Source organism: Mycolicibacterium arseniciresistens, from assembly GCF_030519285.1.
In the GTDB taxonomy this organism is placed as follows: Bacteria; Actinomycetota; Actinomycetes; order Mycobacteriales; family Mycobacteriaceae; genus Mycobacterium; species Mycobacterium arseniciresistens.
In genome coordinates, this window is record NZ_JAUMSQ010000024.1 from 1 (window position 1) to 22,228 (window position 22,228).

The 22,228-nt window shown below is 66.1% G+C and carries 19 protein-coding genes, 4 tRNA genes and 1 pseudogene; 15 read left to right on the top strand and 9 right to left on the bottom strand.

Translation table 11 applies throughout. From position 1 onward, the window contains the following. The 4 genes and pseudogenes from Q2100_RS05535 to Q2100_RS05550 all read right to left on the bottom strand — a co-directional run. Positions 1 to 250, bottom strand: a pseudogene (locus Q2100_RS05535) (LCP family protein); the annotation flags it as partial. Between the two features lie 236 nt (positions 251 to 486). Then, entirely contained in the window at positions 487 to 1,653 is a 1,167-nt protein-coding gene (dusB, locus tag Q2100_RS05540; RefSeq protein ID WP_264014107.1) for a tRNA dihydrouridine synthase DusB, read from the bottom strand. After that, a complete protein-coding gene (locus tag Q2100_RS05545; RefSeq protein WP_302913170.1) occupies positions 1,650 to 2,645 on the bottom strand; it encodes an acyl-ACP desaturase in 996 nt (331 codons plus the stop codon). Before Q2100_RS05545 ends, dusB begins: the two co-directional genes overlap by 4 nt. A gap of 151 nt (positions 2,646 to 2,796) precedes the next feature. Beyond that, positions 2,797 to 3,381, bottom strand: coding sequence for a TetR/AcrR family transcriptional regulator (locus tag Q2100_RS05550; protein WP_302913171.1), 585 nt, complete (start codon positions 3,379 to 3,381; stop codon positions 2,797 to 2,799). A gap of 71 nt (positions 3,382 to 3,452) precedes the next feature. Here Q2100_RS05550 and Q2100_RS05555 point away from each other — a divergent pair, with 71 nt between their 5' ends. The 5 genes from Q2100_RS05555 to Q2100_RS05575 all read left to right on the top strand — a co-directional run bounded on the left by Q2100_RS05555 (position 3,453) and on the right by Q2100_RS05575 (position 7,104). Then, positions 3,453 to 4,457 (top strand): oxygenase MpaB family protein, encoded by a 1,005-nt coding sequence (locus tag Q2100_RS05555; RefSeq protein WP_302913194.1) that lies wholly within the window; start codon positions 3,453 to 3,455, stop codon positions 4,455 to 4,457. A 34-nt stretch (positions 4,458 to 4,491) separates the two neighbouring features. After that, on the top strand, positions 4,492 to 5,667 hold the full coding sequence (locus Q2100_RS05560; RefSeq protein ID WP_302913172.1) for a serine/threonine-protein kinase: 1,176 nt from the start codon (positions 4,492 to 4,494) through the stop codon (positions 5,665 to 5,667). Positions 5,668 to 5,696: 29 nt separating this feature from the next. After that, the gene (locus Q2100_RS05565; protein WP_302913173.1) at positions 5,697 to 5,966 is read left to right on the top strand and encodes a hypothetical protein; all 270 of its coding nucleotides are present in this window, start codon (positions 5,697 to 5,699) and stop codon (positions 5,964 to 5,966) included. A gap of 137 nt (positions 5,967 to 6,103) precedes the next feature. Then, positions 6,104 to 6,448, top strand: coding sequence for an ArsR/SmtB family transcription factor (locus Q2100_RS05570; RefSeq protein WP_302913174.1), 345 nt, complete (start codon positions 6,104 to 6,106; stop codon positions 6,446 to 6,448). After that, positions 6,448 to 7,104, top strand: a complete 657-nt coding sequence (locus Q2100_RS05575) for a cation efflux transmembrane domain-containing protein (protein WP_302913175.1) — start codon at positions 6,448 to 6,450, stop codon at positions 7,102 to 7,104. Before Q2100_RS05570 ends, Q2100_RS05575 begins: the two co-directional genes overlap by 1 nt. Before the next feature lie 127 nt (positions 7,105 to 7,231). Here Q2100_RS05575 and Q2100_RS05580 read toward each other — a convergent pair whose 3' ends face one another. Beyond that, on the bottom strand, positions 7,232 to 8,539 hold the full coding sequence (locus Q2100_RS05580) for a hypothetical protein (protein WP_302913176.1): 1,308 nt from the start codon (positions 8,537 to 8,539) through the stop codon (positions 7,232 to 7,234). After that, positions 8,536 to 9,618: a polyprenyl synthetase family protein gene (locus Q2100_RS05585; protein WP_302913177.1), complete on the bottom strand. Its 1,083-nt coding sequence runs from the start codon at positions 9,616 to 9,618 to the stop codon at positions 8,536 to 8,538. The genes Q2100_RS05580 and Q2100_RS05585 overlap by 4 nt, the downstream gene beginning before the upstream one ends. Positions 9,619 to 10,044: 426 nt before the next feature. Between Q2100_RS05585 and Q2100_RS05590 the strand changes: the two genes are divergently transcribed. From Q2100_RS05590 to Q2100_RS05610, 5 genes are all read left to right on the top strand, one after another. Continuing rightward, a complete protein-coding gene (locus Q2100_RS05590) occupies positions 10,045 to 10,788 on the top strand; it encodes a hotdog family protein (protein ID WP_302913178.1) in 744 nt (247 codons plus the stop codon). A gap of 23 nt (positions 10,789 to 10,811) precedes the next feature. Next, on the top strand, positions 10,812 to 11,435 hold the full coding sequence (locus tag Q2100_RS05595; RefSeq protein WP_302913179.1) for a methyltransferase family protein: 624 nt from the start codon (positions 10,812 to 10,814) through the stop codon (positions 11,433 to 11,435). Continuing rightward, positions 11,435 to 14,095, top strand: a complete 2,661-nt coding sequence (locus Q2100_RS05600; protein WP_302913180.1) for a PEP/pyruvate-binding domain-containing protein — start codon at positions 11,435 to 11,437, stop codon at positions 14,093 to 14,095. Before Q2100_RS05595 ends, Q2100_RS05600 begins: the two co-directional genes overlap by 1 nt. Positions 14,096 to 14,099: 4 nt before the next feature. After that, complete coding sequence (locus tag Q2100_RS05605) at positions 14,100 to 15,293, top strand: cytochrome P450 (RefSeq protein WP_302913181.1); 1,194 nt, start codon at positions 14,100 to 14,102, stop codon at positions 15,291 to 15,293. Between the two features lie 68 nt (positions 15,294 to 15,361). Further along, positions 15,362 to 16,177, top strand: a complete 816-nt coding sequence (locus Q2100_RS05610; RefSeq protein WP_302913182.1) for a UbiA prenyltransferase family protein — start codon at positions 15,362 to 15,364, stop codon at positions 16,175 to 16,177. Between the two features lie 139 nt (positions 16,178 to 16,316). Here the strand turns inward: Q2100_RS05610 and Q2100_RS05615 are convergent, their stop codons facing one another. The 3 genes from Q2100_RS05615 to Q2100_RS05625 all read right to left on the bottom strand — a co-directional run bounded on the left by Q2100_RS05615 (position 16,317) and on the right by Q2100_RS05625 (position 20,489). After that, positions 16,317 to 17,261: a polyprenyl synthetase family protein gene (locus tag Q2100_RS05615; RefSeq protein ID WP_302913183.1), complete on the bottom strand. Its 945-nt coding sequence runs from the start codon at positions 17,259 to 17,261 to the stop codon at positions 16,317 to 16,319. 82 nt (positions 17,262 to 17,343) lie between these two features. Further along, positions 17,344 to 19,518 carry an MMPL family transporter gene (locus Q2100_RS05620; protein ID WP_302913184.1) on the bottom strand — a complete coding sequence of 725 codons (2,175 nt, stop codon included), beginning with the start codon at positions 19,516 to 19,518 and terminating at the stop codon, positions 17,344 to 17,346. Positions 19,519 to 20,413: 895 nt separating this feature from the next. Next, a tRNA-Lys gene (locus tag Q2100_RS05625) sits at positions 20,414 to 20,489 on the bottom strand. A gap of 120 nt (positions 20,490 to 20,609) precedes the next feature. On the opposite strand from Q2100_RS05625, the gene Q2100_RS05630 reads away from it, so the two are divergent. From Q2100_RS05630 to Q2100_RS05650, 5 genes are all read left to right on the top strand, one after another. Next, positions 20,610 to 20,682, top strand: a tRNA-Glu gene (locus Q2100_RS05630). 39 nt (positions 20,683 to 20,721) lie between these two features. Beyond that, positions 20,722 to 20,798: transfer RNA gene (locus tag Q2100_RS05635), tRNA-Asp, on the top strand. Positions 20,799 to 20,837: 39 nt separating this feature from the next. Beyond that, a tRNA-Phe gene (locus Q2100_RS05640) sits at positions 20,838 to 20,911 on the top strand. A 30-nt stretch (positions 20,912 to 20,941) separates the two neighbouring features. Further along, the gene (locus tag Q2100_RS05645; RefSeq protein ID WP_302913185.1) at positions 20,942 to 21,544 is read left to right on the top strand and encodes a TetR/AcrR family transcriptional regulator; all 603 of its coding nucleotides are present in this window, start codon (positions 20,942 to 20,944) and stop codon (positions 21,542 to 21,544) included. Between the two features lie 30 nt (positions 21,545 to 21,574). Beyond that, positions 21,575 to 22,174: a TetR/AcrR family transcriptional regulator gene (locus Q2100_RS05650; protein WP_302913186.1), complete on the top strand. Its 600-nt coding sequence runs from the start codon at positions 21,575 to 21,577 to the stop codon at positions 22,172 to 22,174. Positions 22,175 to 22,228: the final 54 nt, after the last annotated feature.

Below are 22,228 nucleotides of genomic sequence, written 5' to 3' on the forward strand. Positions count from 1 at the left end.
CCATCTTGGCGATGAGGTCGGCGACCGTCAGGCCGCCGTCGGTGTGGCTACCGCTCGGCTCGTCGGCTGCCTCGTCGTCGGGCTCATCGGCGGCCGCGGGCGTGACGGGGTGCCGGTCGCTGCGCTCCCACGGCGCGGCGCCGAGGGATCGCCGGGGAGTTCGGGTAAGCCATTGGTTGTCCGCGTCACGATCCGGGGCCGGGTCCGGCGCCCGCCGACGGCCAGGAGTGGCGTTGTCGCCGTCACTCATGTCCTCATCGGCCTCCGACTCCGTGAACCCGCCGGCGCGTCGCGCCCAGCCGGCTTGTGCAATGCCACATGCCTCGCAGCAGCATCGAGATCGGCTCCGTGACTGGAGCCATCACAGCAAGACCCACATCGTACTGAGACAACCTGTGAGTGAGCCAGTCGGAGCGGGTGACAGGTTCGTCTCGAATTGTCACGAACGCGCTACAACGGCGCCTCGCGCGACACTTCCGACCCTGCTCAGCCGCCTGAATGCATGACGTCCGCGCCGGTGGGGACGGTGCAGTCGTCGGGGTCGGCCAGCCAGCCCTCCGGCAGTGTCACCGAAGCGGGTGACCCCTGCCGGCCACGGGGTCCGGTCGCCGTGGCGGGGAACGGGACATCGGGATCGAGCTCGTCGAGCAGCCGGTCGAGGTCGGCCAGCGTCTTGACCAGGGCCAGTCCGCGTCGCAGGTCGGCGCCGGCGGGAAGACCGTGCAGGTACCAGGCGACGTGCTTGCGGATGTCGCGCATGCCCTTGTCCTCACCGAAGTGATCGGCGAGCAGCTCGCCGTGGCGACGGACGATGGCGGCGACCTCGCCCAGCGTGGGCGGTACCGGGATCTCCCGCCCGGCGAAGGCCGCGGACAGCTCCGCGAAGAGCCACGGACGGCCGAGGCACCCGCGGCCGATGACCACGCCGTCGCAACCGGTGGACGACATCATCGCAAGCGCGTCATCGGCGTCGAAGATGTCGCCGTTGCCGAGCACCGGAACGCTGGTCACGTGTTGTTTCAGGGCGGCGATCTGCGACCAGTCCGCGGTGCCCGAGTATCGCTGCGCGGCGGTGCGGGCGTGCAGCGCCACCGCGGCCGCCCCCTCCTCCGCCGCGATGCGGCCGGCGTCGAGGTGGGTGTGGTGCTCGTCGTCGATGCCGATGCGGAACTTGACGGTGACCGGGATGCCGGAGCCCTCGACGGCGCGCACGGCGGCGGCCACGATCCTGCCGAACAGCCGCCGCTTGTAGGGCAGCGCGGCGCCACCGCCCCGGCGGGTCACCTTCGGCACGGGGCAGCCGAAGTTCATGTCGATGTGGTCGGCCATGCCCTCGTCGGCGATCATCCGCGCCGCCGCATAGGTGGTGTCCGGGTCGACGGTGTAGAGCTGCAGCGACCGCGGGGACTCGTCCGGCGCGAAGGTCGTCATGTGCAACGTGACGGGGTGGCGCTCCACGAGTGCCCGCGCGGTCACCATCTCGCACACGTACAGACCGCTGACCGTCCCGGCGCGGGCGATCTCGAGTTCACGGCACAGCGTCCGGAACGCGACGTTGGTCACGCCGGCCATCGGGGCCAGCACGACGGGGCTGGACAGCGCGAACGGCCCGATCTGAAGTGCAGATCGGGCCGGCGCGCGGTGTTCGGTCAGGACGCTGATGAGGCGAGCACCTTCGAGTTGCGCTTCTCGGCCATCTTGCGTTCCCGTTCGAGGCGCTTCTCCTTGGCGAGCTCGAACTTGACGCAGGCCTCCTGGAGTTCCTCGACGAGCACCCCGAGGTCGTCGCGCATCCGTGCGGCCTCGCCGGTGAAGTCCTCGCGCTCGAAGATCCGCCACTTCTTCAGCACCGGCATCACCACGTCGTCGAGGTGGATGCGCGGGTCGTAGACGCCGCCGACGGCGATGATGACGGCCTTGCGCCGGAACTCCGGCACGGTGAAGCCGGGCATCTTGAAGTTGCGCAGCACCCGGTGCAGCGACTTCATCGCCTGGTTCGGCGCGATCGCGAGACCGGCCTCGCTGACGTCGCGGTAGAAGATCATGTGCAGGTTCTCGTCGGCCGAGACGCGCGCCAGCAGCTGATCGGCGATCGGCTCGTTGCAGGCCTTGCCGGTGTTGCGGTGCGAGACGCGGGTGGCCAGCTCCTGGAACGTCACGTAGATGACGGAGTCGAAGAGGCTGTGCGCGAACATGTCGCCCTGGGCGTTCTGGCCGGGGGAGAAGCCGCGGGTCATCTGCTCGACGCGCAGTTCCTCGAGCTGGATGGGATCGATGGCGCGGGTGACGACGAGGTAGTCGCGCAGCGCGATCCCGTGCCGGTTCTCTTCGGCGGTCCAGCGGTTGACCCACTGGCCCCAGGCGCCGTCCATGCCGAAGTTCATCGCGATCTCGCGGTGATAACTGGGCAGGTTGTCCTCGGTGAGCAGGTTCTGCACCATCGCGGTCTGGGCGACCTCCGACAGCTTTGACTGCTCGGGATCCCAGTCCTGTCCGCCGAGGGCGTAGTAGTTCTTGCCGTCCGACCACGGGATGTAGTCGTGCGGATTCCAGTCCTTGCGCATGCGCAAGTGCCTGTTGAGGTTCGCCTCGACGACCGGCTCGAGCTCTTTGAGCAAGTGCAGGTCGGTCAGGTCGATCGCCATGGGCCCCTCCGGTTATCTGTACCTGATGGTTGCACTCAATATATCTGTGTACTCCGGTGACATCAAGTTGGCCCGCACCGGGTGTCGCCCACCCGCCGCGTCGCGTTTCCGGCGTCACTCCCGCTCGTGTACCCGCTCGCGGTGGGTGTTCTCAGTATTCGGCCACCCGGCTGAGCAGCATGTCGACGCAGTAGTCGATGAACTGCTCTCGGCCGGCCTTCAGTCTCCCGTCGAGGTATGCGGTGAACAGCGCCGTCAGTGCTCCGATCAGTCCTGTCGCGACCATCGCCTGCAGCGCCGGATCGGTGATCCTGGTCAGCTTGCGCTGCAACAGGTCGATGAAACTGGGCATCCATTCCGCCCCCGATTGGACGAGCACCGGTTCCGATTCCGGCGCGAGCAGCAGCACGCGACCGCGGGCGGGGTCGTCGACCATCAGCGCGACGAACTGTTCCACCGCATCGCGCGGCGTCTCCGCGCTCGTCAGGGCCGCCATCGCCCGGGCGCAGACGTCGTCGTAGACCGCGCGGACGTACTCGTCGCGGTCGCCGAAGCTCTCGTAGAAGTAGCGCTCGGTCAGGCCGGCCTCCCGGCACACCGCCCGCACGGTCAGCGCTGGGCCGCCCGCGCTGCCGAGCAGTTTCACCCCGGCGGCGACCAGGTCGCCGCGACGCAGCGCCTGACGATCCTGCAGTGGAACGCCCGACCAGCGGCCGCGTCGTTGACCGGAGGGCACATCACTCCCTATGCTCGATGTGACAACACGCGTAGTCAAAATGGCTTCTGGCGTCGATGGGACTGATACCAGTGACTCAAGATACTTCTGCGGCCAGTCCGCTGACCAGCGAATCGCCGCTGGCCACCGGCTGCCCGGTGGCGCCGGGCGGCTATGACGCCCTGCCTTCGCCGCTCGGCCCCGATTCCCTGACGTGGAAGTACTTCGGCGACTGGCGGGGACTGCTGCAGGGGCCGTGGGCCGGGTCGATGCAGAACATGCACCCGCAACTGGGCGCCGCGGTCGAGGAGCACTCGACGTTCTTCCGCGAGCGGTGGCAGCGGCTGCTGCGCTCGCTGTACCCGATCGGCGGCGTGGTGTTCGACGGCGACCGCGCGCCGGCCACCGGAGCCGAGGTGCGGGACTACCACACCGACATCAAGGGCGTCGACGGCCAGGGCCGCCGCTACCACGCCCTGAACCCCGACGTCTTCTACTGGGCGCACTCGACGTTCTTCGTCGGCACGCTCATCGTCGCCGAACGCCTCTGCGGCGGCATCACCGAGGCGGAGAAGCGTCAACTGTTCGACGAACACGTCGAGTGGTACCGGATGTACGGCATGAGCATGCGGCCGGTACCGGCGACGTGGGAGGACTTCCAGGTCTACTGGGATCACATGTGCCGCAACGTGCTCGAGAACAACTACGCCGCGCGCGCTGTGCTCGACCTGACCGAATTGCCCAAACCGCCGTTCGCGTCGGCGATGCCGGACTGGATGTGGCGGCTGCAGCGAAAGATGTTGGCGCCGTTCTTCGTCTGGTTCACCGTCGGCCTGTACGACCCGCCGGTGCGCGACCTGATGGGCTACGCGTGGTCGGCCCGCGACGAGTGGTGGCACCGCCGCCTCGGGGAGGCGGTGGGCAAGGTGTTCCGGCTGGTGCCCGAGCGTCGACGGATGCATCCGCGGGCGCGCGCAGGCCTGGACCGCGTCAGGGGCCGCATCACGCCCGACGCGCCGCTGGTGCACACCCCGGCCCGGAACCTGCCGCCCCTCGACTGCCGCGGCAAGTCGACGCACTACTGCCCCGGGGTCTGACACTTCCGACAAAGCAGCCAGCTAGGTTGGGCTCATGACGGCCCCCGAGCTTCTCGGCGGCCGCTACGAGTTGCGAGGCGTCCTGGGCCGGGGCGGCATGGCCGAGGTTCGCGACGGCTGGGACACCCGCCTCGACCGTGCGGTCGCGATCAAGCTGATGCACCCCGTGCTCGGGGCGCAGCCCGAAACCCGGACCCGATTCGAGTCCGAGGCCCGTTCGGCCGCGGCGCTCAACCACCCGCACATCGTGGCCGTGCACGACAGCGGCGAACACAACGGGATGCCGTTCATCGTCATGGAGCGGCTGTCCGGGTTCTCGCTGGCCGACCAGATCGCACGCGGCCCACTGCCGGTGCCGATGGCGCGCAAGGTGCTCGACGACGTCCTCGACGCCCTGACCGCCGCGCACGACGCCGGCATCCTGCACCGCGACATCAAACCGGGCAACATCTTGTTCACCCCGTCGGGTGAGGCCAAGGTGACCGACTTCGGCATCGCGAAGACCGCGGCGGCAGGCGTGACGATGACCGGCCAGATCGTCGGCACGATGGCCTACCTCAGCCCGAACCGGTTGATGGGACACCCGGCCACACCGGCCGACGATCTGTACGCGGTCGGCGTGGTCGGTTACGAAGCACTCGCCGGCAGGCGTCCGTTCCTGCCGGAACACCCGGGCGCACTGGCCCGCGCGATCATGGACGAGCAGCCGCCTCCGCTGCGTTCGCTGCGGCCGGACGTCGACCCGGTGCTCGACGCGGTGATCGAACGCGCGATGGCCCGTGACCCGGGACTGCGCTTCCACAACGCCCGCGCGATGCGTGCGGCACTCGCCGGCACCGTGCCGGTGGCTGCGCCGGGACCGCCGGGACCGATGGGCACCCGGGTGCTCGACACCCCGGTGCCGCCGCCCTCGATGATCGCCGTGCCGCCGCCCCGCCGATCGGGTCCCGACCGCAGGCTGCTGTGGATCGGTGCGGCGGTCGCGGCGCTCCTACTCGGCGTGATGCTCGCGGTGTTCGAGGCGGGGACGTCGTCGAATCCGCCGCCGCAGCCCGCCGGCACGAGCACGCCGGTCACCACGACACCCACCACGCCGCCGACGACGACCACCACCACGGTGGCGCCGGTCGAGCCCGGGCAGCAGGGCCCGCCGTTCGACCGGCCGGGCAAGAAGCCCAAGCGCAACGGCAACGGCGACGGCGACGACTGACGCCGCGAGTGCCGGGTTAGCGTGAGCCCGTGACCAAAGCCGGCTTCGTACTCAACGCCGTCCTCGCGTCGGTGGGGATCGTCGCGTTCGTGGTGCTGGCGGGGGTGTTCGGCTACAAGTGGCTCGGACGGGACGAGCCGAACGACGCCTACTCGTGTGGCAGCGGGACCCGGGGCGGCACCTGCTTCAGCGGTGAGACCACGAACATGATGCTCACCTGTGTCTTCGCCGGCCTCGCGGTGATCGGGATCGTGCTCTTCGTGAAGTCCGTGCGCTCGCATTGGCCGAACGTCAGGTAGGTGGGGCTCGGCGTGGCTCGTGCGTCAGGTGCGCCGAATGTGAAGCCAGGGCGAAGATCGGGCCGATTTTCCGCCCTGGCTTCACATCCGCGGCAAGCTGCACCGCCTGATACAGAAACCGCTGTACTATCGGGAGTGTGGAGACGCTGCAGCACACCGATGCGCTGGCCCGGTTCGGTCACGCCCTGTCCGACACCACGCGGACACGCATCCTGCTGCGCCTGAACCGGGCCCCCGGGTATCCCTCCGACCTGGCCGATGAGATCGGAGTGTCGAGGCAGATTTTGTCGAATCACCTGGCCTGTCTGCGCGGGTGCGGCCTGGTGGTGGCGGTGCCCGAGGGCCGTCGCGCGCGCTACGAACTCGCCGATCCCCGCATCGGGCATGCGCTGACCGACCTGATGGGTCTGGTGCTGGCCGTCGACCCCGCCTGCCGGTGTTCGGGCGCGGACGGCCGCGAGTGCGGATGTGGTTGCGGCTGATGATATCTCGGCTCACTGACGCTCGACGCGATCTGCTGTCCAGACGCATCCGGCTGTTCGTCGCCGCGACGATCTCGTACAACGTCATCGAGGCGATCGTGGCGATCACCGAAGGCGCTCGGGTGTCGTCCACCGCGCTCGTCGGCTTCGGGCTCGACTCGGTGATCGAGGTGTCCTCGGCGGCCGCGGTGGCGTGGCAGTTCGCCGGCCGCGACCCCGAGGCCCGCGAGAAGACCGCGCTGCGGATCATCGCGTTCTCGTTCTTCGGCCTGGCGACGTATGTGACCGTCGACGCGGTGCGGGCGCTGCTGGGCGCCGGTGAGGCGCGGCACTCGACGGTGGGCATCGTGCTCGCCGCGCTGAGCCTGATCGTCATGCCGGTGCTGTCGTACGCGCAGCGCCGAGCAGGTCGCGAACTGGGATCGCTGTCGGCGGTCGCCGACTCGAAACAGACGCTGCTGTGCACCTACCTGTCGGCGGTGCTGCTGGTCGGACTCGTACTCAACAGTGCCTTCGGGTGGTCGTGGGCGGACCCCGTCGCCGGCCTGGTGATCGCCGGCATCGCGGTCAGGGAGGGCGTCAACGCATGGCGGGGTGAAACGTGCTGTGCGCAACCGGTCGGCGGCGGCACGGGCCGGGACGACTGCTGCGACTGATGATCGTGGTGCGATTCACTCCGACCTCGGCCTCGCGGTTGCCGACCTGGTCAGCAACATCAGGTGGAGCTTGAGCGCCCGGCTGGTGAATCCAGGTCGGTCGGACGAGGCCGTGGGCGCCGTCGAATCAAGCTGAGTCGAAATTGTGCTCAGGGGTTGCCTGCCTAGACAGCGGAGCAAGGGCGGCGAGCTGGAACTGCGTTGCGAGGGCCCGCAGAGCGTCGGCGTCGCAGGGTCTCAGCCGTTCCAGGGCGCCGAAGGCCAGATGGTCGGCGATCATCATGCGGCGCACTTGGAAATCGGGCAGTTCGCCGGTCAGCGGTTCTCCCGGCAGAGCTTCGACGAGCGCAAAGGTAGCGCCGACGATGAGCGGGCCCACCGAGGGCGGCATCGAGCGCGGATCACCAAGGGCAAGGAGGTCGGCCGAGACCGATCGGGCAGCAGAGCTAGCCATCACCGGGGGGTGGGGCGACGCATCCAACAAACGGTGTATCGCCCCATCGACGGAGCAGCGCACGCGCTTCAGCATCGTGTTCCAATGAGCAGTCGAGACGGAGGCCAGCACTGCCGCAGCCAGCCGCACCGGTCGCCGGTAGGGTGCGGGCGCTCCGACGGCCGCGCACAAGAACGCGGTCGTCTTGATGGTTGTATAGGCCATCGCCACCCGGGCGCCGCGACTGTTGATGCACGGGCCGAGCCGGGCCAGCAGGGCGATGCTGCCTAGTGCGGGGGCCGGCATGCGTTGCATTATCGCCCGGGTCAATTCCTCGCGGTCGGAGGCGCTGTACAGAACCAGTTCGCCGTCCCGCAAGTCGTTGGCCAACTGGACAGTGACACCGACGCATCCGGCGAACTCGCTCAAATCGGCCTCAGCGCAGGCATCTTCGGCGACCAGTGAGCATACATATAGCATCACCCGTCCGAGTACGCCCTCGCCGTAGGCGGTCCGGGGTAACGGGCGATCCAGGTTCAGCGCCATCACCCGGCCGACATCCGCCAGCAATCGGCCGACCCGTCTGCGACCTTCGAAGGGCAGTTCCGACAGCAGGTCCCGCACGTCGCGGATGCGCTCGGCCAGCACCAGGTCGACCGCTTCGCTGTCGCAGCCGGCGATCGCCCGGATCGGCTGCGGCGACGTGTCGGTGTCGCCGTTCAGATAGTCCGCGGCGGTCAAGACGGCGCAGGCAGCCAGCGGGCGGTCGGTCAGGTTTTTGTACGCGTCGAGCACCCGGCAGGCCAGCAGGGCAGCGGTGGCTTCGGACCGTTGGTCTGCGGGAAGGACACCGGCCGCGATGCTGAGGTTTCGGGCGGCCGGGACAACCGCCAGCCGAGCCAACTCGTCCGGCGACCGGGCCGCCCGCATCGCAGCCATATCCGGCGTGCGGTGCAGGTGCCACAGCCCTTCGGCCAGAGCGCTGAGTCGCCCCCTGCTCATCGGGACACCACCCGCACCGAGAGTTCGCGCAACTGCTCACGCGCGGGGGAGAGCGGGAATGCATCGATCGCCTCGCAGGCCGTCTGAGCGGCGCGGACGGCGACGGCACGGGCAGCTCGGGTGGCTCCGCTGCGCACCAGGTCGGCCTGCAGGTCGCCACTGGATGTCAGCCTGGAGAGCCACATTCCATGAGACTCGGGCCGCATGGCCAGCCATTCGATCACCGGCCAGGTCGGCACCCGTCGGTCGAGGTCGCCGGCAGCCTCCTTGCCCAGCGAGGGGCCGCCCTCGACGTCGCGGACGTCATCCATGATCTGAAAGGCGAGGGCGAGGTGGTCTGCGTATCGCATCAGGGCGCACAGCTGAATGTGGTCGAGGCCGCCCGCCGTGCCGCCGTACGAGCAGGCCAGCCGGAAAAGCGTGCCAGTCTTCGCCCCGGCCACGATCTCGTAGTGCCTGCGCATGGCGGCGTCGTCGACGGCAGGTGGCAAGGTCTCGATGAGCTGCCCGAAAGACAGGTCCGAGATTCGGTCGAGGTAGGTGACGCCGGGAGCCTCACCGAGTCGCGCGAACACCGCGGGGTTGTCGGCCAACACTCGTGCGAGTACCTGTAAGGCCGTGCCGACCAGATGAAATCCCGCCCGGGCGGCGGTGCGGACGCCGAACGCGGCGGGTACTGACGGCGCGTCGCGCCGCAGGAGCGATCCGTCGCAGATGTCGTCGTGAACGAGCGACGCCTCGTGGATCATCTCGATCGCGCACGCCATGTCGACGGCGTCGCGCAGCGGGACCGCGGCAGCCGGGGGCAGCAGGCGGGCACAGGCCAGCACCATCGCGGATCGGACGCGTTTACCGGGGGCAGCCAGGATGTGACGGTAGATGGCATCGAAACCGTCACCGCTGATAAGGATTTCGCGCATGCGATCGGCGACCATGGGCAACTGATCTGATGCGCTGGTCAGCGAAGTTCGGTCAACGCTGGGGCCGACGGATGCGACCAATATGCTTGCCTCATCCATCATCATTCCTTCTGGAATATCCACGAAACACGGCCACCGGATCCGGCGTTTCGGTTTCACCACAGAAATCGTCGCTGCCGTGTGGTGCAGGCAGCGCAGTAGTGCGCCACTGCTATCTCGCCCGATTTCGGCGCGGCACTATTTCAGCCAAGCAGCGTGGGCAGCGGGCGCGGCTCAGTGGCACAACGCAGAGCGTGGATCTACCGCCCGCAGCCCGAGCAAAACAGCTCAATCCTGCAACTGAGTAGTACCACCGCGCCGAGACGAGCCCCGATTGCAGTAGCGCTCTACTGAGAGCCACTCGCCGAATCCGAGCGACGATCCCTATTGCAGTGGGTCCATTGCGGCCGATCGGAGAGGCGCAAACGAGCAAAGGAGGCAACGATGCATGCACTTGCACCGATTACGCCTCGGGTGATTCCCGGACGCACGATTGACAGCCTTCACTTGGCGCCAAGCGGAGGCGTTTCTCGTGGGTTCATCCGCGTGGATCTTCACGACCCTGTCTTTTTCGACCATCCGCTCGATCACGTGCCGGGAATGCTGTTGGCGGTGGCTGGTCTCGAATTCGCCGACCACGCAGCGATGCTGCAGCCGGCCAATGTGAGCTTCCGTCTAACCTTCACGAAGTTTTGCGAGCTGGACGTCCCGGTTGAGGTGAGCGCGATCCGCGAAACCGGCACGAATGCGTTCGAATTCATCCAATCAGGCCGCAGCATATCGAGGGGACTGCTGGGCCGACGCGAGACCCCGCTGCCTGCAGAGCATGCGCCGGTGCCAGCATTTCGCAACGGCTTGATTCCGCGCGAGCTGGTGCACCGGGCCGACCCCGAAAACATCGCTGTCGGTCCCCTAACAGTCGACGCCGGATGCGTCTGGGTCCGCGTACACGAGCAAGCCGCCTTCGGCGGAATCCCGCCGCGGGCCGGCGCAGTCGCCTCCATCATCGAGGCCGCCCGCCAGTTTGCCATCGCGATTCTTCACCTATGGGGTCAGCAGCCATTGGGGGTAAGGATGATCTTCGTCGGGCTCACCGCAGACGTGCCCACTGCGGCGCCGCAGGGCCACACGACGCGGGCGTTGTCGTGGCAACCCACTCCGCCCGAACAGACGAACAAACTCCACATCAACGTGCACGCAGTAGGCGATCGAGCGATCAAAGTCGGCTGGATCGTCATCGCGAGCCGGTGCGTCGACGAAGCCGAGTATGCGCGATTGCGCGCGGCCTAGACCTGACCCGATGGAGGCTGGCAATGACTGATCGAGTCGCGACGTACATTCTTCGTACTTTGTTGGCACTGAGCGCTATCGGCCTCACCACTGCGGTCGCGGCACACCTTGTCGGCGGTCGCCCCGCTCCAGCGGCTTTCGTCGCCGCATATCTGGTGTGGATGCTTTCCGAAGCACGAATCACTGTCGGGACACCAACACAATCGGCCGCGGAGACTCGCACCCTCGTTCCATACGCGGTGGCGCGAGTCCTGACGGTACTTACGGCCGCTTTCTCCGCGTCGGCGGTGCCCGATGAGTTCGGTATCGCGCTCGCGGGGGTGTTCGTTGCCGGTGTGGCGTTGCGCGCATGGGCGATTCACGAACTCGGCGTCCAATATTCGCACCGAGTGGTGCCGATCTCCGAGGGTGGCCTCACGTCATCCGGGCCGTATAGCCTGCTGCGCCACCCTGCTTATGCCGGGATGTTGCTCGCGAACATCGGTTTTGTGGTCTACTTTTCGAGTCCTGCGAGCATCGCGGCACTGACTCTCCTTGTCGCCGCGGTTCTCTGGCGTATCAGGGTCGAAGAAGGCATCCTCACTGAATTACCCCAGTATCGCGCTTTCGCCGACACACGCTGCCGGATGGTGCCGGGGGTGTGGTGATGATCAAGATCATCGACGCACCTGCAGAGTTGGTTGATGCCAGCGTGGTTGGGCACAAGTTCGCGCGCCAGCAACAGTTGCGCGATGCCGGAGTCTCCGTCCCGCCGTTCTTCTGCGTCGTCGGAGAAACTCCGTGGACAGCCATCGCCGATGCGGTTGGCATTTTTCCTGGCGCCGGCGCCGGTGTCGAGGAATTGACTGCCTGGGCGGAGGCGGCTCGCGGCGCTGCCGAGAACGTGCCCCTTCTGCCAGAGACAGAGATCCAGATCCGGGAGAGATACGCCGCCCTCAGCTCGCCGGACGTCGCAGTCCGGGCATGCGTGGTCGGTCGCCATGCACAGCCGGGCGAAGATGACGCCGCCGATCCGTTCGCAGGCCTCACAGATAGCTATCTGTACGTTGGTGCCGACGCGCTCATTGATGCCATAGCATTCTGTGCAGCATCGCTTTTCAGCGTCAGATCGATACTCTACCGCGCGCGGCGAGGAATCGACCCCCGAGTCCTCAGCATCTGCGTCGGAATTCAGCAGATGATCGATGGCGAGCGGTCGTTCGTCGCGTTCACCCACGATCCTGCTACCGGAGCCAAGAAAACTGTGGTCGCTGCGGTCTACGGCATCGGAGAAGGCGCGGTAGCCGAACGTGCGGACATCGACCACTTTTTCGTAGGCGCGGACGGCATCGGGCGGCTCATCTCTCACAAGGAAAGAATGCTTCGCCGCGCGCCGGGCGGTGGCGTTGCCGAGTATCGGGTGCCGGATATTCTCGCCGACCTACCGGTGTTCTCCGATGAGCAAATCGATCAGATCGCAGCGCTGGCGGCGACCACCGAGCGGCTGTTATCCGGCCCTCAGGACATAGAGGGCGTCGTCACGGCCGACTCAGCGATTCACCTGGTGCAGGCCCGGCCCGCGACGTCGCCCCAAACGCCGACGACCACTGTCGAATGGACCAATCACAATCTGACTGAGAGCTTTCCGGGCGTGACGACCGCGATGACGTACTCGCACGCACGAGTGTTCTATCGCATGAGTTTCCGCGACTTCTACCGCATCGTCGGAGTCCCTGGGACTCAACTGCGGAGTCGGGAGCACCAACTTCGTCGCATGATCGGATACCTCGACGGCCGGGCTTACTACCGGCTGGACGCGTGGTACGCACTGCACAGCCAGCTCCCCGGATGGGACGTGCTTCGTCCGATGTGGGAGCGGTCGTTGGGGCTCGCAGAACGAAATCCCAATCCGGGCCACATGCCCGACCGCCATGCCATCTCACGCATCATCGGACGTTCGCCGCGGCTGATATGGGCCGCCATGACTTTTCCCCGCAGGTTGCGGAGATTCCTCTCCTGGTGGGATGCCCAGCACATCCTCGGGGCGGAAGTGTCGCAGAAGCCGGTCGATGAAATAATCGAGACATACCGCCGAGTGTGGTCGGAGGCCGAGTCACGCTGGGGCGTCACAATCCTGGCCAGCTATCTCTCCCTGGCCGGTTATGTTGCGGCCACCGTCCTTGTGCGGCGGTGGACCGACTCCCCGGAGGTGGACCTCACTGTGCTGATGCCCGGAGGGCCGCCGAACCGGACGTTGCAGTCGGTGCACTCCACGGTGGCGCTCGCCGAGCAGATCAACGCCCACCCCGCGTTGTCGGCGCGTGTGCTGACTGCCGATGCACGCGATACCTGGAACCTGATCGCACGAGGCGCCTACGGCGAAAAACTGGAATCCGATGCCCATACTCACCTCAAGAAATTCGGCGATCGCGCCATGCACGACCTCAAGATCGAGCAGCCGACGCCACGCCAGAGACCTGAGATGGTCATCGACGCCCTGCGGCCGTTCGTTGCGGCGGGAGTGACAATGCAGCAGACGCGGCTTCAGGAATCGACCGCGGCCGCAGTCGCACTCGACGAACTACACCGCATGTGCCCGTCACGATGGAGACGCGTCATTCTTCGCGCGGCTGTGCGGGTGGGCAGATTCCTGGTGAAAGCGCGCGAGGACACGCGGTTCTGCCGCACCCAGCTATACGGATTCTCGCGGGAGGTCATGCGTCGACTCGGGTCTGAGCTGGTCGTCGCAGGGTGTCTGGACTCACCCGAGGACTATGTACATCTGGAGGTCGAGGAATTATTGGGAGCCTTCGATGGAACCTCCACACATCCCGACCTCCGCGTCCTGGTAAAGACCCGAAAAGACGCCTACCTACGATCGTGCGATCGCCCGGCCATGGCAGCCCATTTCACCACTCCGCCGCCGCCGATCGCTGCCGCTGAGCTTCATCGCAGGGCTGCCACGTCGGCGACCGCGAGTTCCAGCTCCGAACTGACCGGTCTTCCATCCAGCGCCGGGATCGCCCGTGGTCGCGCGAAATTGATATTGCGACCCGATGTTCCGCCGAGTGACTGCGCTGGGCGGATCCTGATCGCCCGTGAAACCGATCCTGGATGGCTACCAGTGATGCTCACCGCATCGGGACTCGTCGTCGAGCGCGGCAGCATGGTCTCCCACACCGCGATAACAGGACGGATGCTCGGCATCCCGACCGTAGTAGCGGTTCGTGGCGCGACGTCCAGGATACGCGACGGCGACGAGCTGGAGATCGACGGGAGGTCGGGCATCGTCCGCATCCTCCGCCCCCACTCGCAGATACCGCGGTGACATCATGCACTTGCCGCTGGAGAGCTGTCCGCGTACTTCGCTCCCGCAACATCATGTCGATCACTTTCGCAACGAACCGACCGTCGACATCACGTTGGCCGATGGCACGGCGGCGATCGCCGTAACTCGTCAGTGCGACGTACGAACCGTCCTGAGCGACAACCGCTTCAGTCGGGCACAATTTCACGTGTCCACCGATGACGGGGGCGCCGATCTGCCTCTAGCGCTGGTCACCTCCGATCCGCCGACCCACACACGTCGGCGCCAGGCCGTTCAAGGATGGTTCACGAAGCGACGGGCTGAGAAGGCACGGCCGCTCATCAGCCGCGTCGCCGATCAACTTCTCGACGACCTGCTCGCGGCGGGGCCGCCGGCCGACATCTTCACGCAGTTCTGCCAGCCGTTTCCGAACCTCGTGCACATGACCCTCCTCGGGCTGGACACCGCAGATCTGCCCTTGCTCGCGCCCTGGATCACGGTCGCATGGTCAGCTGGCCACGACCCACCTGACGAGGTCACGAAAGCAAACCGTCACTTGCATGACTACTTCGAGACTCGGGTCAACCGATCGCGTAGCCAGATGACAGCCGGAGGCCTGATCGATGCCCTGGTACAGGATGAATCCTCAAACAGATTGACCCACGGGGAGATCGTCATGCTCGCCATGGGGCTACTCATGTCGGGCGCAGAGACGACCGCCAGTCACCTCGCACTGAGTCTCATTGAAGTACTACAGCAGCCCGGATTGGTGAATTCGCTTCGCCGATATCCAGAGCAGATTCCTTCCACGGTAGAAGAGCTGCTGCGCTGGATTTGGTTCGGCGGCACGATCGGTGGCACGGCGGGGTGTCCGCACATCGCAACCGCCGACGTGACGTTGCGCGACCGTCTCATTTCACAGGGCGAGATCGTGGTGCCCATCCTCGATGTCGCCAACCGCGATCTCGATGTGTTCCCGAACGCTGACGAGTTCTGCCCTCAGCGGAGTCCCAACCCGCACGTCGGGTTCGGCCACGGCCGGCACCAGTGCATCGGAATGGCTTTCGCTCGCCTCGAACTGCAAGTCGGCCTGCACACGGTGCTGTCCCGACTGAGCGGGCTGACGCTTGTGACTGCGTCGGAGATCGACTGGCGCACCCAGAAGTTCACCCGGGGGGTATCGAGCCTGCCGGTCACGTGGCACGGAGGCGGACAATGACTGTAGCGGTTGGTATCTCGAATTTCATTCTCACCAGGTATCCACCTCTTCTGTCGAGCGTGTACGCCTTGGCGTTCGGCGTCGGAGGTATCGGCCTGTTCGCCGCGCTCGCTGGGGAACGGATTCCGGCCAGTGCGATACCGATGATGGGGATAGTCGCCGTGACCCTGTTCGCCGACTTGCTGATCATGCGGGTCGTCGACGACATTCGTGACAGCGACTACGACCGGATTGCCAACCCGCAGCGCCCCGTGGCGTCCGGCGCAGTTGCGCATCGGGACCTGTCCACTCTGTGCGCCCTATGCGTGACGGTCATCGTCGTCGCGAATCTGTCCTTCCCCGGCGGACTCTTCATCATCATCGTCCAGCTTCTCTATACCGGGGTGCTGACGGCTCTCGGGCAGCGATTCCCGGCCACCCGCGGCGACAACCTGGTCCTGAACGTGCTCGTTGGCTTCCCGGTTCAACTACTGCTGTATGTGTACCTGCTCGCATCCTTCGGAAACATCCGCGACGATGCGCCGACGGCAGTCGTTGGTGGGCTGGGAATTCTGATCCTGACGTTGTGCGCCGGCCAGGTCGAGTTCGGAAAGAAGCTGGCCCGCCGTCCCGCGGTAGGGGAACGCAGCTATACCAACTCCCTCGGCTACCGGACAACATTGTTGCTCACTATCGGCACCGGGCCGCTCGCGGCCGCGCTGTTCGCCATCGCTGCACCTGTTTCGCCGGTCGCCAAGGCATTCGTCGCGTTGCCTGCGATCTGTGTCGCGGGAATCGGCATCAAGTACCTCAGCCATAAGGACAACCAATGGCCGGCAGCGGTATCCGCTCTCGGCCTCCTGGTCACGCTTGTCGCCTTCGCAGTCGTCGGAGCGGTCGGTTGAGGCCGCCATGCCACTTTCGCACTTCTTCACTAATTGATCGAGCATGGTGGTACGCATCCTCCGTGAGATGGCAGGTCCCGATTTCACCATCGCGCCTCGAGAGCGCTGATCCATTCCCCGGGGCTCATTGGGCCTTCCTTCACCGCAGGTGAAACTGCGGAAAGTAGGAAATCGTCTCGTCGATGAGCCCGGCGAGCTCATTGACACACTGCGGGTCACCGCCGAGCGACACGAGCGTGTCGCGAGTGGTGCGGACGATGGGCTGGATCGTCTCTGCGTAGCTGGAAACGTTGTCCGCCGCCAACATCGCTCGCTTCAGTTCGGCCCGCGCCTCCTGCGAAGTGCGTGCTTGCCGGTGGAGGTCGATCAATTCCGCACGTCGGGCAGTCGACACAGTGCTCAGGAGATGGACGAGCAGATAGGTCGCAGTGCCGTTTCGTAAATCCTCGTCGCGCTCGGTGACCAGGTCGCGCTGGTCGTTCACCAGTTGACGAAGCACTCCGAGCGCCCTACCGAACGAGCGCCAGGCATCGACCCGGTCGGCATCGCACTCCGCGAGCTGCGCAGCGAGGGCGGCGGACATCCCGTAGGGCGCGCCCGTCTTGCCCTCGTAGTTGCGCAGCACATCATCGAGAGTTGCTGTCTCCGCGTCGAGGATCAGGTCGGTCAGCTGCCCGCTCAGTGCGTCGATACATCCGTTGCTGTACTCGGTGATCAGCCGAAACCGAGCGGCATCGGATACAACCAGATTCCCAAAGATTCTGAGCGGAAGATAATTGCCCACCGCAATTGCGGTCATCACCCCGCGGTTGAATTCCGCGGGCTCGGACTGAGCGAGTTGCGGAGTATCGATCATGTCGTCCAGATATCGCGCCGCCGCCCACCACAGTGTGTGAACAAGCGCTACGGGTGTCGCGCGCATCGGCGCAGCAGTCTCGGCGCCGAACACGAGCACGGGCAGCATGACGATGCCGTTGATGCTTGCCGAGGAGCCGTCCAACGGAATCATGGCGAAGAACGTGTCGACGAACGTCCCCATTGCGCGATCGCCGGTTGAATTGCTCGCCAACAGGCGTTCGGTCATCGCCGAAGCTTGTGCCGCGACCTCCGCCAGCGCGCGTTGCTGCGTAGGCATGGCGAACGCCTCGCGTCGTTGCGCCTGCATGTCAATTCGCCGCCAGTTGCGCCGTCAATTGGCGCACGGTCAGCTGATGCCGGCGACGGGCGCCACTCACGAGCAGATGCGCGGGACGCCGTCGCCAATGAGGCGCCCACCAGTTCGCCCGACCCATCAGCCTCATCGCGGCGGGCATGAGTACAGCACGAATGAGCGTGGCGTCGAACAGGATTGCAAGTGTCAACCCGACGCCTAGCAACTTGACGAACGACACCTGAGAAGTTGCCATTGCGATGAACGCGACTGACATGATCAGTGCCGCCGCAGTGACGACGGGGCCGACGCGTTGCAGCCCGCGCATCACCGCGAGGTTGGTGTCGCCGTGCGCGCGATATTCCTCAGTGATGCGCGATAGCAGGAACACTTCGTAGTCCATGGACAGCCCGAACGTGAGACAAATGATGAGGATCGGGACGGGTGCAGGCAGTGTCCCGGTGACAGCGAAATCTCCAACCAGCCACTTGAGGTGACCCTCCTGAAAGATGAACACCATCGCGCCGAGAGTTGCAGACAAGCTGACTACGTTGAGCAGTAGCGCCTTTATCGGCAGTACCACGCTTCGGGTGAACGCGAACAACACGCCGAACATCGCGAGCACCATCAGTGCCACTGCCAACGGAACTCGTTCGAACAAAGCATCTTTGGTGTCGGCGTTCTCTGCAGTGAGTCCGCCGACAAGCACGTTACCTGGAGCTGGTGTTCCGCGTACCCGATCAAGCAGCAGATCGGCCGCGTCGCTATAGGGATCGACGTCTGGGATCAGCTGTAGATAGGCGCCATTGGCGCCGGGCATCGGCCTTTCGCCCATCCGTTGCCCGTCGACATAGCTTGTCACTCCCAGCTTGACTGCCACGACATGCGGCAACTGTGACAGCGCCCCCGCGTACCCGTCCAGCTGATCCCCGCTTGCGGAATTGTCGAGGAGCACATCCATCGCAGCGGTCGCTTGTGCCGGGAATTCGGAGCGGATCACGTCGCCGACACTTCGGCTTTCAATCGTCGCCGGCAGCGACCGGTCATCGGGAAAGTTCAAGCGGATCGAGCCGAAAGGTGCCGCAAGCACCAGGGCCAGGAGCAGCACCGCGCCCCCCATCACGACCGGCCTTCGCATGACCAGCCGTGAACTGCGGAACCAGAACCCGTCCTCGTCAGCCCGCGCTTCGGCCGGTGCGCGACGCCCAAACACCTGTGGAAGCGCCCGGCGCACGTTGAGCGAGTCGATGCGGGAGCCCAGAAGTCGCAACAGTGCGGGCATGACGACAAGCGCGCACACCGTCGCGAGCAGGATCACACCGACACACGCATAGGCGATCGAACGCAGGAAAATCATCGGGAAGGCGAGCAGCGCCAGCACCGACAGCGTCACCGTGGCGGCAGAGAACACGACCGTGCGGCCGGCGGTTCGAACCGATTCGATGATCGCATCATCGAGGGACTGAGCCCGAGTCCGCTCCTCACGGAACCTGGTCAGCACCAGAAGGCTGTAGTCGATGGCCAGAGCCAGACCGACGATCGTCGTCACGTTCAGCGCATAGTTCGACACCGGAGTGACATTCGAGAACAACGCGAGAAGGCCGAGTGAACCCATGATCGAAAGCACACCGATCAAGAGCGGCAGGCCGGCTGCCACGAGACTGCCGAATACCAGCGTCATCAGCAGCAGGATGATCGGCATTGCGATTGCTTCACTGATCGCCAGGTCGTGATTGAGTTGATCGGTCACATCGTTGTAGCTGACCGCCTCACCGCCGAGTTCAAGCTTCAGCGGACCCCGCTCGGTGCCACGGTAGTCAGCGATGAGATGTCTGGCCGCCGCCGCAAACTCTCGCTCATCGCCTTCGACGTGCGCCACGATCAGTGCCTTGGTCCCGTCCTTACTACGGAGCAACTCGGACTGGCCTGGTCCCCAGTACGAGGTGACCGTTGTGATACCAGCCTCGGCGGCAAGCTCTTGAGTGAGCGCCTCGCCGGCGGCAACCGCACCGGGATCGTCGACAGACCCGCCTCCGGTGTTGGTCGCGAGGATGACCAGGTTCGGTTTGCCGACGTGAAAACGCTGCCCGAGCGCGGCGGCGGCGCGCTGCGATTCGGAAGAAACGCTGTAGAAGCCGCCGCCCGACAGCCGCTCGCTGATCCCCGACCCATATGCGAGTGCGGCCACCATGAGTACCAAGGTCGCGGCGAGAACTGCCTTTGGCCGGGCCACTGCTAGTCGTGCAAGCCGGTCCAGCATGATTGCCCTCTCCTGCGTCGACGAGTACGGCGAACGTGGCCGGTCAAGGGTCGGGAGCTCATCGCCAGAACACCGCGGCCATCCTTCCGCCATAACTGCGATGGAGAACACGATGAGTCATCGGACACTTCGTGTCTTCTTCGTTCGTGTCATGACAGATGAATCGTCAGTCGCGTTCGGTGCGACGAGCGCAGTAGCACCCCACTGCAATCCCGCCCGGTTCCGCGCCCGGCACTACTCGTGGCATCGGGCCTGACACCGAGAGCCTTGGAGAGTGCCCCACCGTCAGGAGGTGGGCGCCACCGCGGGCCGACACCGCCGTGTCCGAGTCGAGTAGCGTGTCCCGCCGATGAGACCGGCAGCGCGCGGCTCAGGATGCAGCCGCGACGCGCCCAGACTCGGCCGCTAGGTTCCCCGATCCTCCACTTGGCGGCTGAGGGCGACTCGGTGAGCAACCATGGCGGCGAGGAGCGGGAGGAGAAGGGAACCGTCGGCTCCAACTCTGGGCAGTCTCAGCCCTCTGTGAAGTTGTCGAGCAGCGAACAAAGGAACCCTCTGTTCACCTAGCCGGCTGTAGGGGTGGTGCGCGCTGAGGGGTACCGCAGGCCGCTTCGATCAATTCGGGGTAGGACTGCGTTGCTTCGGCCGTACCGGCCCCAGTCGCCGCTGGCCTGCCTGTTCACGTGGCGCCTCCCGGGTTTGCCTTGAGCGCCATGACGGACGTCAAACGTCGTGGTGCTGACACGCTGCTGACGCGGAGGCCTGAAGCGGCAGCGTCGGCAAGCTGCCGGTGCGGCGAGCAACGTCCTGACTTGGGACGTTCGGGTGGTGCCCCCACCAGGGCTCGAACCTGGGACCTGCGGATTAAAAGTCCGTAGCTCTACCAACTGAGCTATAGGGGCGCGGTGAAACACAATACCGGGCCGCCTGACGGGCCCCATTTGAGGATTCGGCAGCCGGTAATCTAAGCTATCGAAGCTCACAACGTCCGCGTTGTGAGTACCCCGAAGAGATTCGGCTTGGCCCCCTTCGTTTAGCGGCCTAGGACGCCGCCCTTTCAAGGCGGTAGCGCGGGTTCGAATCCCGTAGGGGGTACGACGCACCGGCGGCGACGTCGGTGTGGCACTGCAGCAAGGCCCTGTGGCGCAGTTGGTTAGCGCGCCGCCCTGTCACGGCGGAGGTCGCGGGTTCGAGTCCCGTCAGGGTCGCCATCACGGCGAGGCATACCGGTCGTCAGGCCGGTGCCTTCCGGCCAGGTAGCTCAGTTGGTACGAGCGTCCGCCTGAAAAGCGGAAGGTCGCCGGTTCGATCCCGGCCCTGGCCACTCAGCAGGGGCGGACGCGAAGGACAGGCAGTGATCGCCGATCGGCATGGCGGCCGGCAGGACGCAGGCGGCTTCCGGCAGCGGTTGCTCGACGCGCTCGAGGCGTCCATCGCCGAGGACGGATACCAGAAGACCACCATCGCCGGCATCGTCCGCCGTGCCCGGACCTCACGCCGGACCTTCTACGAATACTTCGAAGATCGCGAAGCCTGTTTCGTCGCGCTGCTCACCGCCGCCAACGACGAACACATCCGCAGCATCTCGGCGGCCGTCGACCCGACCACTGCGTGGCAGCACCAGGTGCGCCAGGCGATCGTGGCGTGGATCGCCTCCGCGGAGTCGCGTCCGGCGCTGATGTTGAGCTGGATCCGCGACATGCCGTCGCTCGGCGCGTCCGCGCGCCGGTTGCAACGCGACGTGATGGACAACTTCGTCGACATGGTGCAGGCGCTCGGCGGCACCGACCGCTTCCGGGCCGCCGGCATCGGGCCGGTGTCGCGCCAACGGGTCATCATGCTGCTCGGCGGGCTTCGCGAGCTGACCGCCATCACCGTCGAGGACGGCGGCCGGATGAGCGACGTCACCGAGGAGGCCGTCGACGCGTCGATCGCCCTGCTCACGCCGACGCCCTGAGCGCGGCGGGGAGGCGGGTACGTTACCGGCATGGCCCGGCCTGCTCAGACCATCCGCAGCGAGCGCACCCGCGACGCGCTGCGCCAGGCCGCGCTCGTGCGTTTCCTCGCCCAGGGCGTCGAGGACACCTCGGCCGAACAGATCGCCGCCGACGCCGGGGTGTCGCTGCGGACGTTCTACCGGCACTTCGCGTCCAAGCACGATCTGCTGTTCGCCGACTACGACGCCGGGCTGCAGTGGTTCCGCGCCGCGCTCGCCGACCGCTCCGCCGACGAATCGCTGGTCGACTCGGTGCATTCGGCAATCCTCGCGGCGCCCTACGACGTCGACGCCGTCGCCAAGATCGCCGCGCTCCGGTCCGAGGAACTCGACCCGGGCCGCATCGTGCGGCACATCCGCCAGGTCGAGGCGGACTTCGCCGAGGCGGTCGAGGAGCACCTGGCCCGCGACCGCCCGCCACTCGCGGACTCCGACGAGCGGCTGCGGCTCACCGTCACGGCGCGCTGCATCGCCGCCGCGGTGTTCGGGGCGATGGAAATGTGGATGCTCAGCGAGCCACGCTCACTGCCGGAGCTGGCCCGGTTGTGCCGCGCCGCGCTGGAGTCGCTCCGCGGCGGCATCATCGACTGACGGCCCTCGTTTCTGCGCTGAGGGCTGTGATGCCACGCCGATCGCAGCCCTGGA